11 protein-coding genes are annotated in these 12818 nt (G+C 32.2%); 8 read left to right on the top strand and 3 right to left on the bottom strand.

Annotated features, from left to right (window positions below; all coding sequences use genetic code 11):
* Positions 1–9: 9 nt before the first annotated feature.
* The 3 genes from PK35_RS13855 to radC all read right to left on the bottom strand — a co-directional run bounded on the left by PK35_RS13855 (position 10) and on the right by radC (position 2769).
* Positions 10–699: a YjjG family noncanonical pyrimidine nucleotidase gene (locus PK35_RS13855; RefSeq protein ID WP_044627171.1), complete on the bottom strand. Its 690-nt coding sequence runs from the start codon at positions 697–699 to the stop codon at positions 10–12.
* Positions 689–1990 (bottom strand): polysaccharide deacetylase family protein, encoded by a 1302-nt coding sequence (locus tag PK35_RS13860; protein WP_044627172.1) that lies wholly within the window; start codon positions 1988–1990, stop codon positions 689–691. The genes PK35_RS13855 and PK35_RS13860 overlap by 11 nt, the downstream gene beginning before the upstream one ends.
* An 80-nt stretch (positions 1991–2070) precedes the next feature.
* A complete protein-coding gene (gene radC / locus PK35_RS13865) occupies positions 2071–2769 on the bottom strand; it encodes a RadC family protein (RefSeq protein ID WP_044627173.1) in 699 nt (232 codons plus the stop codon).
* A gap of 46 nt (positions 2770–2815) precedes the next feature.
* On the opposite strand from radC, the gene PK35_RS13870 reads away from it, so the two are divergent.
* From PK35_RS13870 to PK35_RS13905, 8 genes are all read left to right on the top strand, one after another.
* Positions 2816–3274: a DUF1569 domain-containing protein gene (locus tag PK35_RS13870; protein ID WP_044627174.1), complete on the top strand. Its 459-nt coding sequence runs from the start codon at positions 2816–2818 to the stop codon at positions 3272–3274.
* 89 nt (positions 3275–3363) lie between these two features.
* Entirely contained in the window at positions 3364–4122 is a 759-nt protein-coding gene (locus PK35_RS13875) for an SDR family oxidoreductase (protein WP_044627175.1), read from the top strand.
* A gap of 10 nt (positions 4123–4132) precedes the next feature.
* Entirely contained in the window at positions 4133–5056 is a 924-nt protein-coding gene (locus PK35_RS13880; RefSeq protein WP_044627176.1) for a helix-turn-helix domain-containing protein, read from the top strand.
* Positions 5057–5157: 101 nt separating this feature from the next.
* Positions 5158–5838: a TetR/AcrR family transcriptional regulator gene (locus PK35_RS13885; RefSeq protein ID WP_044627177.1), complete on the top strand. Its 681-nt coding sequence runs from the start codon at positions 5158–5160 to the stop codon at positions 5836–5838.
* A complete protein-coding gene (locus PK35_RS13890) occupies positions 5828–7492 on the top strand; it encodes a peptidase domain-containing ABC transporter (RefSeq protein WP_044627178.1) in 1665 nt (554 codons plus the stop codon). The genes PK35_RS13885 and PK35_RS13890 overlap by 11 nt, the downstream gene beginning before the upstream one ends.
* Before the next feature lie 5 nt (positions 7493–7497).
* Positions 7498–8862, top strand: a complete 1365-nt coding sequence (locus PK35_RS13895; RefSeq protein ID WP_044627179.1) for an HlyD family secretion protein — start codon at positions 7498–7500, stop codon at positions 8860–8862.
* 21 nt (positions 8863–8883) lie between these two features.
* Complete coding sequence (locus tag PK35_RS13900; protein WP_082048589.1) at positions 8884–10311, top strand: TolC family protein; 1428 nt, start codon at positions 8884–8886, stop codon at positions 10309–10311.
* A 138-nt stretch (positions 10312–10449) separates the two neighbouring features.
* Entirely contained in the window at positions 10450–12606 is a 2157-nt protein-coding gene (locus PK35_RS13905) for a sulfite exporter TauE/SafE family protein (RefSeq protein WP_044627180.1), read from the top strand.
* The last annotated feature ends 212 nt before the right edge of the window (positions 12607–12818 follow it).

Here is a 12818-nt window from a genome sequence, read left to right on the forward strand (position 1 = left end):
TACTATACGTTACAAATATTTTTTAAGCTGAATTAAATTATCTATTTGCTTAACGTTGGCATTTCCAGGTATATTATGAAAATTTACAAAAACCGTTTCCATACCAACTTTTTGCGCGCCTAAAATGTCGGCCTCAAAATTATCACCAATCATAACACTTTTACTTGCATGGCAATTAGCCAACTGCATCGCGTGATTAAAAATTTTAGGATCGGGCTTTTTTACACCAACCATTTCGGAATTTGTTACCGTTTTAAAGTAAAGGTCGATTTTAGAATTTTCTATTTTTTTCTGCTGAACTTTATCAAATCCATTTGTAATGATGTGCAAATTATAATGAGGTTGCAAGTAATTTAGTATTTCAACGGTATTTTCGAATAAATAATTGAAACTTGAGAGATGCGCTATGTAATCGTCGGACAACTTATGAATCATTGATGCTTCAATAGAATGATTCATCGCACTAAAAGCATCATTTAACCTTCCAAAACGCAAAGCTTCTTTTTCTACTTTACCCTCTCGAAACAGCTTCCAATATTGCTCGTTAATGGGTACATATTCGCTTAAAAACGCATCAAAATCAGCATTAATACCATTTATTTTAAAAATTTTATCGAATGTAAGTGCTGAGTTTTTATCGAAATCCCAAAGTGTGTGGTCTAAGTCAAAAAACACATCAGTAATACCTTTAAGCTTCATTTGCTGAATCTAAAATTAAATTAAACAATTCTTTAAAACCCTTCCATCGAGCATCATCTGTAAATGTGTAATTATGAAACACTGGCACAAACTCGCCGTTTACCTGTTTTACTTCGTTTATAATTTGGGTTAAAATCTGTTTTTTATCTAACAACGATTTATGCTTTAAAAGAGCATAATCCATTACATGATACGAATTTATAAGTAAGGGCGTTTGTATTTCGTAATCTAAATCGTAAAACAAAAATGGCGTACAGCTACCAGCGCGAAAACCAATGGTATTTACATAGCCCATGGTATAATCTTCATTAATTTCTAAATCGATTAAATTTCGATACGATTCAGGCAAATTTAATTTAGAAAACGATTGCCTTGATGCTTTTAACTTAGTGTTTAAAATATCTTCCATTCGTTGCTTTTCCTTTTTTAATATTTCAACATTACTCAACGCAAAAAAAGAAGCTTTTATACCGACGTAACAATAATCGGCTACATGTTTTATTAGGGAAACAAATTTTTTATTGTTTACACTAATGCTTTTATCGAAGGTAGAATAATCGCCTATTAAAAAGAAAAACTGAAATCTATCTTTAGCATACCGCTGTCTGTTAATGATATATTTAAACGTATCGAACGGGTCGTGCCTAAAACCAATTAAGACCATAAGTCTTACATATAGGCTTTTAAACCTAAAATGTAATATATCGCGAAGCATACCTCCTATAGTTCTCACAACGCCTTTAGCCCTGTATTGGTAAGCTGTTGGCACATCTATAAGGGGTTTTATGCTATACTTTTTATTGGTAAATTGATAATCTGGAAACTGCTCGTGCAAAGCTTTTTTAAATTTATACGCCCAAATATCGACTACGGGTTGATGTAAAAAATTATTATTGTATGCTACACTTTCGGTAGCCGTAAAGCGACCGTAGTCATCTTTTACATGTGGTAAATATTCTTCGTATCGAGAAAGTAAATAAAATGAAGCTGCAAAAATATCGAAAGGTAACGCACTTTTTTCTCCATTGAAAAAAAAGCATTTGGTGTTTTCCCAGTCTTGAACATTAATATCGACATCGCTTAAACCTTGCTCGAATAAAATATCATGACTTTTTATAAAAAACTCACTACTTAAAGGTTGTTTGGTGTAAGACATTTTTAAGCTATCGTGAGCTATAAAATCTTCTACTTTTGTAGTAAAGCTTACTGGAATATTTAAAATACGAGTACAAATATGCTTAAACACGTACTTTAATCGTGGAGTAATTTTATGAGTATAAACTAAAAGCATAGCTATTTAAATTCCAGTTTAAAAGTAACAATTTCCAAAGATTTAAAACATAATTAGAATTATACTTTTGTATTTGCCTTTTACAAAATGGCCTCATCGGCGAAACTAAAATAGGCTTTTTCGGTAATAATTAAATGATCTAAAACTTTTATATCTAAACTTTGAGCGGCTAATTTAAGTTTGGTGGTTATTTTTTTATCGGCTTCACTAGGTTTTAAAGTACCTGACGGATGATTATGCGATAAAATTAAAGCTGTTGCTCCAACTTCTAAGGCTTGTTTTAAAACTAACCGAACATCTACTAGTGTACCCGTAATTCCGCCTTTACTTAGTTGATTTTTTTGAATAACCTTATTAGAATTATTTAAATAAATAATCCAAAACTCCTCGTGCTGCAATTCACCAATTACCGGTTGCATGATTTCGAAAACCGACCGGCTAGATGTTATTTGTTTTTTCTGTAAAGCTTCCTCGCCACGTCGGCGTCTACCTAATTCCATAGCCGCAGCAATTGTTATGGCTTTTGCTTCGCCAATTCCTTTAAATGCCATGAGTTGTTTAACCGTGAGCTTACCAAGTTCGCTTAAATTATTATCTACACTTGCTAAAATACGCTTGCATAAGGCCACAGCACTTTCTTCACGACTGCCTGTACTTATTAAAATAGCAACCAATTCGGCATCGCTAAGCGAACCCTTTCCTTTATAGAGTAATTTTTCACGTGGTTGATCGTCTTGACTCCAATTTTTTATTGAAAACGAAGTTGATTTTTCTTGCATTTTATAAATATATAAATTGTAACTTTAGAAATAAAAAAACTACACCATGAAATCCATTTTTGAAGACGAGGCCAAAACCGAAATTATATCGCGATTAGATAAACTTACCGAAAACTCGCAAGCCAATTGGGGAAAAATGAACGTTAACCAAATGATAATACATTGCACGAAACCTATTGAAGTTTCATTAGGCGAAAAACCTTTAGAAAAACCAAACCTTGTAATGAGATTACTTTTTAAAATGGTAAGTTCAAGTTTATATAACGACAAGCCCTGGAAACAAGGTTTACCAACAGCAAAAGAATATATAACCACAAATATTAATAGTGACACATTTGTAAGCAACAAAGCCCTTTTAAAAACAAAAATAGAACAAATGAGTCAATCAAAATCCTATTTTGAACCTAAAAGGAAACACCCTTATTTTGGTACTTTTACAGCAGATCAATGGGGGCAATCTAATTACAAACATCTCGATCATCATCTTCGCCAATTTGGTGCATAAGCTATTTCTGGCTACACATACCCCAAATTTGGCTACATACAACCCAAACTTAAGCCCGTACTTTGCAGTATAATTTTAAAACAAAAAAAATGACTGATACAAAAACAGTATTGATTACAGGTGGTAGTCGTGGTTTAGGCAGAAATATGGCCTTAAAAATTGCCAATAAAGGACTTAATGTTATTATAACCTATCACACCAATAAAGCGGCTGCTGATAATGTTGTAGCCGAAATTATTAAAACAGGTGTAAATGCTAAAGCGTTTCAATTAGACACAAGCAATACAGCTTCTTTTGATGCTTTTTTTACTGATGTTGAAGCTTACTTAAAATCCATTAACAAAACGCATTTCGATTATTTAGTGAATAACGCTGGAACTGGAATTTACGTACCCTTTACCGAAACTACTGAAGCTCAATTTGACGATATGATGAATATTCACTTTAAAGGGGTATATTTTTTAACTCAAAAAGCACTTAATTTGATGAATGACAATGGAGGCATTATAAACATTTCATCTGGTTTGGCACGTTTTACATTTCCAAATTCATCGGCATATGCTTCAATGAAAGGCGCTATAGAAACCTTTACAAAATATGTAGCTAAAGAATTAGGAGCACGTAAAATTAACGCTAATGTGGTGGCTCCTGGCGCCATTGCTACAGAGTTTGGTAATGGTGAAAATAAAACCAACGAAACAAAACGTGGTCTAGTAGCTAATGTTACCGCTTTAGGTCGCGTTGGCGAAGCCGAAGATATTGGCGGCATAGTAGCTTTTTTATGTACCGAAGATGCCAAATGGATAAATGGACAACGCATTGAAGCCTCTGGTGGTTGCATGCTTTAAAATACAACAAATGACGAAAAACACGATTCATAAAATCAATTCTATAAGCGAATTTCACAGCATCCGTGGCTTATCCAAACCCGAGCATCCTTTAATTAGCCTGGTAGATTATCGAGCCGTAATACACAAACCCGAATTTAACAATGTGTCTTGGTTACAAACCTACTACTCTATTGCTTTAAAAAAAGATGTTCCTGGAAAATATCGCTATGGGCAACAAGCTTACGATTTTGATGATGGCTTAATGTCGTTTTTCGCACCAAATCAAATTTTAAATATTGAGTACGTCCAAAACGACTCAAACAAAACACCATCGGGATGGATTTTACTTATCCATCCCGATTTTTTATGGCAAACCCCGCTTGCCAAAACGATAAAAGACTATCAATTTTTTAATTACGATATTACTGAAGCTCTATTTTTATCGGAAAAAGAGGAAGCTGTAATTGCTAATATTTTAAAAGGTATAAAACAGGAATATCATAGCAATATTGATGCTTACAGCCAAAGCATTATAATTTCTCAAGTAGAACTTTTACTCAACTACGCACAACGCTTTTACAACAGGCAATTTATTACACGTAAAAAAAACAACCATGATGTACTAAATCAGTTAAATCAAGTTCTAGATACGTATTTTAAAAACGAAAACGGACAACATTCAGGCTTACCGTCGGTACAATTTATTGCTGATGCTCTGCATTTATCGCCTTCTTACCTAAGTAACCTGTTAAAATCGTTAACCGGTTTAAGCACACAGCAACATATTCACGAAAAGCTTATTGAAAAAGCAAAAGAACAACTTAGCACGACATCGTTAAGCATTAGCGAAATTGCATTTAGCCTTGGTTTCGAGCATTCGCAGTCGTTTAGCAAATTTTTCAAAACCAAAACAAAACAATCGCCATCTGTTTTTAGAAGTTATTTTAACTAAACATTAAAGTTTTAGGCTAATTAATTTAACATTTTTTAATATAAACGTTCACAATTTTAAAAGTATTACTATTAAATTTGTGAGGTATACATTTATATTCTATGGTAGAATTATTAGAAAGTTTTAAAATTGAGGTGCCCTCGGGTATTTTTATTAAAGACCCTGAAACCTCAAGTTTAGGAAAACGTATAGTAAAGCACAGCATTTTATTAATAGACCAATTAGGTTTTGAACAATTCACTTTTAAAAAATTGGGTGAAGCCATAAACTCAAACGAAAGTTCTATTTACAGGTATTTTGAGAGCAAACACCATTTACTGATGTATTTAACATCTTGGTATTGGGTTTGGATTGAGTACCAACTCATGCTTGAAACTTACGCCCTAAAAAATCCAGAAAAAAAACTTAAAAAAAGCGTTGCTGTTTTAACACGTACCACCAAAGAAGACAGCAATTTCGAACATATTAACGAAGTTATTTTAAACAAAATTGTAATTAACGAAAACGCAAAGGTTTACTTAACCTGTGATGTAGATACCGAAAACGAAGAAGGTTTTTTTATGCCCTACAAACGCGTTGTTAAACGTTTTGCTTCAATAATTTTAGAGTTTAACACCACATACAAATACCCATTGAGTTTAGCCAACACCATTATAGAAGGCGCTTTACAACAGCACTTCTTTAAAAATCATTTTAAAAATATTACCAACTGCGACGAGAAGACATCTGTAACTAAGTTTTACACGAACTTAATCTTTAACACGTTAAAGTATGAAAAGTAAAAACGCCTTATCGCCCTGGAAACGTTTTTTAGGTCTTGTACAATTAGAGAAAAAAGATATTTTTAAAGTTGCAAATTTTGCTATTTTTGAAGGTATTCTAGCCTTAACACTTCCGTTAGGAATTCAAGCTATTATTACCCTTTTACAAGGCGGACAAGTATCGACTTCGTGGATTGTTTTAGTAGTTTTAGTAACCACTGGTGTTGCTTTTACTGGTATTTTAAAGCTTATTCAAATACGAATTATTGAAAGTATACAACAACGTATTTTTACACGTGCGTCGTTTGAACTTGCCTATCGTTTTCCAAAAATTAAAATGAACGAAATGCGCAACTACTATTTACCAGAGTTAGCCAACCGTTTTTTTGATACCTTAAGCATTCAAAAAGGTTTATCTAAAATTTTAATTGATATTCCTTCGGCGTTTATTCAAATTATTTTCGCCTTAATATTATTGGCGTTTTATCATCCGTTTTTCATCTTTTTTGGTTTACTACTCATTGGTCTCATTTTTATTGTATTTAAATATACGGCCCAAAAAGGATTAGACACGAGTTTAGAAGAATCGAAATACAAGTATAAAGTGGCGCACTGGCTAGAAGAAATTGCCCGTACGGTCATCAGCTTTAAACTTTCAGGAAAAACCAATTTGGCTTTAAATAAAACCGACGATTTAGTTTATGATTATGTAAATGGTCGTGAAAAACACTTTAAAATCCTATTACTTCAATTTAAACAAATGATTGGTTTTAAGGTAGTGGTTACAGCAGGCTTATTACTTGTTGGTGGTTATTTGGTATTGCATCAGCAAATGAATATTGGTCAGTTTGTCGCTGCCGAAATTATCATCATATTAATTATAGCGTCGGTTGAAAAGCTTATTTTAGGCTTAGAATCGTTTTACGATGTTCTTACAGCGATTGAAAAACTGGGACAAGTTGTAGACAAATCTATAGAAAACCAATCTGGTGAAGAAGTTTCAGAAATCAAACCTATCACCATTGAATTAAACAACGCCGATTACCGCGTTGCCAATCGTAAAAAGCCAATTCTGGAAGATATTTCGTTTACCATCGAACCATCAGATCGCGTCCTTATTCAAGGTGAAAGTGGTTCGGGTAAATCTACTTTGCTTCAACTTATTTCTGGAGTTTTAATGCCTACCGATGGTCATATTTACATCAATAATTTATCTATTGAAAGCTTACACATCAACAAATATCGTTCTCATTTAGGTATGGTAAATTCTGAAGAAACACCTTTTGAAGGTACTATTCGAGAAAACTTAACCTTTGCAAACCCCGAAATTAAAGACGAAGAAATTTTTGAAATGCTTGAAAAAGTAGGTTTAGGAAACTTTATTAAACAACAACCAAAAGGCTTAAACACACTTTTAAAACCCGAAGGAAAGCAAATTCCTTATTTTATTTCGGCAAAACTACTGCTTGCCCGTGCCATACTTAAAAAGCCTAAAGTGCTTATTTTAGAAGAGCCTTTAAAGCAGTTTAACATAGAAGAATCTGAAAAAATATTCAGTTTTATTTGCGATCCTAAAAACCCATGGAGTGTTATTGTTGTTAGTAATTTAAATGTCTGGAAACGCATGTGTAATAAGCACATAACTTTAGAAGACGGTAAAATCATTAAATCGTAAATATTATGCTTAATATATCTAAAAATAAAGTTTCAAATTTTCTCGATTTAAACAATTACAAAGCAGGTAAAGCCACATTACACAACAATCAGCACAAATTATTTAGGCGTGTACTTATTACCAGTGCTATTTTAGTGATTATTATTTTGCTTTTACCATGGACACAGAACATTACCAGTAAAGGTATTGTAACCACTTTAAAACCTAATCAGCGCCCACAAACACTGCAATCGCCAATTCCTGGTAGAATAGATGCTTGGTTTGTACAAGAAGGAGATTATGTAAAAGCAGGCGATACCATTTTAAAAATTTCTGAAATTAAAAGCGAATATTTCGACGACCAATTAACCACCAGAACGAGCGACCAAATTAAAGCTAAATCGGCTTCAGTTAATGCGTATCGTGGTAAGGTTGATGCTTTAAAAAATCAATATAATGCGCTTCAACAAGAGCAAAAGCTAAAATTAGAGCAAGCTAAAAACAAATTAATGCAATCGAAACTTAAAGTACAGTCTGATAGCATTGATTTAGAAGCCGCCAAAACAAAATCTAATATTGCAAAAACGCAATTTGAGCGTACTGTTTCCCTTCAGGAAGAAGGCTTAAAAGCAGTTAAAGATGTTGAAGAATATCGAAACAAACTTCAAGAAGCCACCGCAAAATTAATTTCGCAAGAAAACAAATTACTGGCTTCAAAAAATGAGGTGATTAATGCAGAACTTAGTGTTTCAACTATAATAACCTCTTACAACGACAAAATAGCTAAAGCGCAAAGTGATTTATACTCGGCCGAATCGAGCGCCTTAGATACCGAGGCTCAAGTATCTAAATTAGAAAACAGTCTTGCAAACTACACCAAACGTAACAGCTTACAGTATATTGTTGCGCCGCAGGACGGTTACATTAACAAAGCCATAAAATCTGGCATTGGCGAAACCTTTAAAGAAGGTGAACCTTTGGTTGGCATTATGCCTGCAAACTACGACCTAGCTGTTGAAATGTTTGTAAAACCAATCGATTTACCATTGTTACATTTAGGCGAGCACGTACAAGTTCAGTTTGATGGATGGCCAGCCATTGTATTTAGCGGATGGCCCAATGTGAGTTACGGAACCTATGGCGCTGTAATCGTTGCCATTGAAAACTTTGCAAATGCCAATGGTATGTATCGTGTTTTAATTACTCGCGACCCGGACTACGAGCCTTGGCCAGAAGCATTACGTGTTGGTTCTGGAGCACAAACCATTGCCCTACTTGAAGATGTACCTATTTGGTTCGAAATATGGCGACAAATTAACAGTTTCCCTCCTAATTTTTACACGCCTAACGGCAATGAAGCTTCAAAAGCTAGTGATGCTAAAAAAAAATAAATAAAGCTGTATTTATTGCGAATGATTATAAACATAAAACATATTAACGCTCTTAAAACACTAAGTTTTATTTGTCTTTTTACTTTGAATTTTTCTGCGGAAGGACAAATAACTAACGATAGTATTTTTACCCTCGAAGAATATTTGGGTATTGTAAAGCAGTTTCATCCTATTGCAAAACAAGCACGACTTATTGCTAGCGAAGGTGAAGCCAAATTACTAAAAGCCCGTGGTACTTTTGACCCCAAAATTCAAGTCGATTTTAATAATAAAGAATTTAAAGGCACCGAATATTACAACAAACTCAACGCTGCTTTTAAAATTCCTACTTGGTACGGCATTGAATTAAAAGCTAATTACGAAGATAATGAAGGATATTATTTAAGTCGAGAATCTACCGTTCCTGAAGATGGTTTATATAGCGTTGGCGTGTCTATGTCGTTAGCCAAAGGTTTTTTAGCCAACGAGCGCATGACGACTTTAAAACAAGCTAAACTTTACAAAAACATCGCTATAAACAAACAGCGCTCAACAGTAAACGAAGTGCTTTACAATGCCATTTCAACGTATTTTAATTGGTTAAAATCGTATCAAGAATTTCAAGTTTACAATGATTATTTAGTTAATGCAGACGAACGTTTGCAAAACGTAATCACTAGTTTTGAAGCTGGAGACAAACCTGCGGTAGACACACTTGAGGCAAGCATAAATTATAAAAACCGTGCGCTTGATGTTGAAAAATCGCGTATTAAATACCTAAAATCGCAATTGGAACTATCCAATTATTTATGGCTAGAAAATAACATTCCCGTAGAACTCGATTACAGTTTAAAACCTGATGTTAACTCGCCTTTGGTAGTCGATACGGTTTTAAACAGTAGTGTTTTACAGGTAACGGATAGTATTTTAGAAAATCACCCAAAAATTAAAGCGCTAGAGCTTAAACAAAAACAACTCGTGCTAGAGCGCCGCTTAAAAACAAGTAATTTACTACCAAAAATTGATGTACAATATAATTTTTTAACCAGCGATTACGAGCAAATAAACTCCCTTAATACCGCCAATTATAAAGCAGGAATAAATGTTAGCGTGCCATTATTTTTACGAAAAGAACGTGGCGATTTAAAACTAGCCAAAATAAAATTACAAGATGTTAACTTCGATTTATCGGCAACCCGAGTAAGTTTGCTAAACAAAATAAATGCGGTACAGCAAGAAATTAACTCCTACGAAACCCAAAGTAGCATTGTAGAAAACTTAGTTGATGACTACAAAAAGCTAGTTATCGCTGAAGAAAAAAAGTTTCAATTAGGTGAAGGCTCACTCTTCTTAATTAATTATCGCGAAGCTAAACTTATTGAAACCGAACTTAAAAACATCGATGTGATAAACAAGGTTTTAAACACCAAAGCTAATTTTGCACAGATTTTGAATACGCTTGAAGAGTAATGGTTTCCTGTTGACTTTGTAAATAATTTCGACTAACTTAGTTCCTGCCCGACGACAGGCGGGTAACGTGTGATATAAGTCATTTAAATGACGTTATATCATTAAAGTTGTAGTGCATTAAAGAGACCTAAAAACTGAATGAAAAAAAGCGAGAAAATTCTAATTATTATTATTCTACTTCTATTTATTGGAGTTTTAATATTCGGACATCATTTTACTACACCTCTTTTAATTATTACCTCTATTTTAAGTATTTGCTACATATTTGGTGGCTTTTATTTTTTAAATTATCAAAATGACAATGCCAAACTGAAAATATTAGCAGGAATAATTATAGGCTCTGCTCTAGGTGTTTTCACCTTTACATTATGGCTTCCAGTATCTATATTTAGAAAGATTTTAGTTTCCATAAATATCATATTTTCAATTTTATTAATTGGAATATGGATTAAGAATAAAAATAATTTTAATAAAGAACTTAAATATATTTTTTTTAGATCTATAACTATAGCGGTTATTACTTCATTTTTTACTTTTTCTAGTGTTCATTTTAAAACCTACAGGGATTTCTTATTAAGTATGCTTAAGCCAGATTCTAGTTTATCGAATAATTTATTAATGTTTGAAAAAATAGACGAGTATAAAAAATTTATGAATTTAAAAGCATATGACCAAGCTATTAACAAAGCTAAAGAGGCAATTGTATATGGTAAGAAATGGAGAAATTATGATACTCTCTACTATCAAGACTTTTCAGGAACATATGAATTTTTATCAGATGCTTATATAGACTATGGAGATGATTTTTATAATAAAAATGATTTTAAAAATGCCTTAAATAATTATATAAAAGCAGATAGTGTTTTAACACATAAAGAACATAAACCGAAATATGTAAAATCTACAGAAAGTGATATATATTGGAATCGTTATAATCTATTATTAACATATAATAAACTTTCAGATTATGACAATTATGATTCTGAACTTGATTATTTGGTTGATAATTATCTAAAAGTAAAAGACACTTTTGACATCGACTATCACTACATATTAGAAAACGCGTCTAACAATTATTACACACGTTCATATTATAGTGATGCTATAGACTTAAATAAAGCATCTTTAATTATTTTAAATCAAGACAGTATTAACAATATAAATTCATTTAAGAGCACCTATGTTCGATTGATTAAAAATTATTTGATTACAGATAGCACCGAAACTGCAAAAACATATTTAAACAAATATGGGAAAATCACTTCAAATAACGACTGCCGATATTTATTCTACAAAACTAGAATTCTACAAAAAGAAAATATTAAAGAAGCTTTAGATGTTGCTAAAAAAACTTGTAAATGTTTTGAGCAAGAAAACAAACCGACCAGTTTATTTTTTTCAAATCTGTTATTACTAAAATTAGAACTTGAAAACTCAAATTACAAGAACTTTGAAAAGCAAATAAAAACTACCCAAGATTTAATTTCTCAAATTGAGAATAAAAGCTATAATCAAGCATTTATAGATGAACTTTTCGCTTATTATAATTTTATAAAAGGAAATTATATTGAATCAAAAAAGTATTATGTAAAAGCTCTTAATAATCCTAAAAACTTTGAAGAAGTCCAAAAAAATTCAATCGAATTGAAAATAGCTCAAATAAATGACGAGCTGGATATTAGCTATGATAGAAATAGCCTTAACTTAAAAATTATCAATTTTTTATCCGAGTATGAAACCAATTATCCAAGCACTACTACTTTTCATAACGATTTAGGGAATATCAACACTGGATTTAATAAAAAACTATCTGACTCAATTTTTAAAGTAACAATTGAATGCCATAAAAATTTTGGAATCAGTAAATCTTCTAAAATAGGAATTGCATACAATGGTTTAGCAACAAATCAATTTTATCGTAAAAAGTATAAAAAAGCTGATTCACTATATACAATTGCAATAAAAAAACTAGATGATTTTTATGGCAAACAAAACAATGTAAATCAGCTTATATGTTATTCAAATATTATTGAATTAAAATTAAAACAGAAAAAATATGACCAAGCTTTAGATTTCTTAAAGAAAGCCCAATTAACGAAAACAAATTGTTTCCATACAGAAGTAACAATATATGATGCATATCTGCTGAAATTAGAAGGAGACATAATTAAAGAGAATAAAAAAGACATAAATCTATCAACCGAAAAATATAATCAAGCATTAGAGATGGCAAAAAATTATTTTGATAATAATCACACATTTATAGTTGAATTAAAGAATAAAATAAAACAATAACGCACTACAACCATGGCTATAAGTAATTGCTCATTCTCACCTACTTCTGAAAATCCTCGCGGATTTTCAGTTTGGTGTGTACTTGCAAAGTTAAGTGCTAAACCACGCAACTACTCATAGCCGAGAACGTTAAACGAAACTACCCTATCACCCTGTTAACTTTATCAAAACCCAATCTTTCTGGAATTCCGTACGAAATGCGGAATCTATAA

The sequence above is a fragment of the Neotamlana nanhaiensis genome, from assembly GCF_000943555.1.
In the GTDB taxonomy this organism is placed as follows: Bacteria; Bacteroidota; Bacteroidia; order Flavobacteriales; family Flavobacteriaceae; genus Neotamlana; species Neotamlana nanhaiensis.

What these genes read in the sequence shown, in the direction of transcription:
- PK35_RS13855 (WP_044627171.1), bottom strand. Translation starts at nt 699, where the DNA reads ATGAAGCTTAAAGGTATTACTGATGTGTTTTTTGACTTAGACCACACA.
- PK35_RS13860 (WP_044627172.1), bottom strand. Translation starts at nt 1,990, where the DNA reads ATGCTTTTAGTTTATACTCATAAAATTACTCCACGATTAAAGTACGTG.
- radC (WP_044627173.1), bottom strand. Translation starts at nt 2,769, where the DNA reads ATGCAAGAAAAATCAACTTCGTTTTCAATAAAAAATTGGAGTCAAGAC.
- PK35_RS13870 (WP_044627174.1), top strand. Translation starts at nt 2,816, where the DNA reads ATGAAATCCATTTTTGAAGACGAGGCCAAAACCGAAATTATATCGCGA.
- PK35_RS13875 (WP_044627175.1), top strand. Translation starts at nt 3,364, where the DNA reads ATGACTGATACAAAAACAGTATTGATTACAGGTGGTAGTCGTGGTTTA.
- PK35_RS13880 (WP_044627176.1), top strand. Translation starts at nt 4,133, where the DNA reads ATGACGAAAAACACGATTCATAAAATCAATTCTATAAGCGAATTTCAC.
- PK35_RS13885 (WP_044627177.1), top strand. Translation starts at nt 5,158, where the DNA reads ATGGTAGAATTATTAGAAAGTTTTAAAATTGAGGTGCCCTCGGGTATT.
- PK35_RS13890 (WP_044627178.1), top strand. Translation starts at nt 5,828, where the DNA reads ATGAAAAGTAAAAACGCCTTATCGCCCTGGAAACGTTTTTTAGGTCTT.
- PK35_RS13895 (WP_044627179.1), top strand. Translation starts at nt 7,498, where the DNA reads ATGCTTAATATATCTAAAAATAAAGTTTCAAATTTTCTCGATTTAAAC.
- PK35_RS13900 (WP_082048589.1), top strand. Translation starts at nt 8,884, where the DNA reads ATGATTATAAACATAAAACATATTAACGCTCTTAAAACACTAAGTTTT.
- PK35_RS13905 (WP_044627180.1), top strand. Translation starts at nt 10,450, where the DNA reads ATGAAAAAAAGCGAGAAAATTCTAATTATTATTATTCTACTTCTATTT.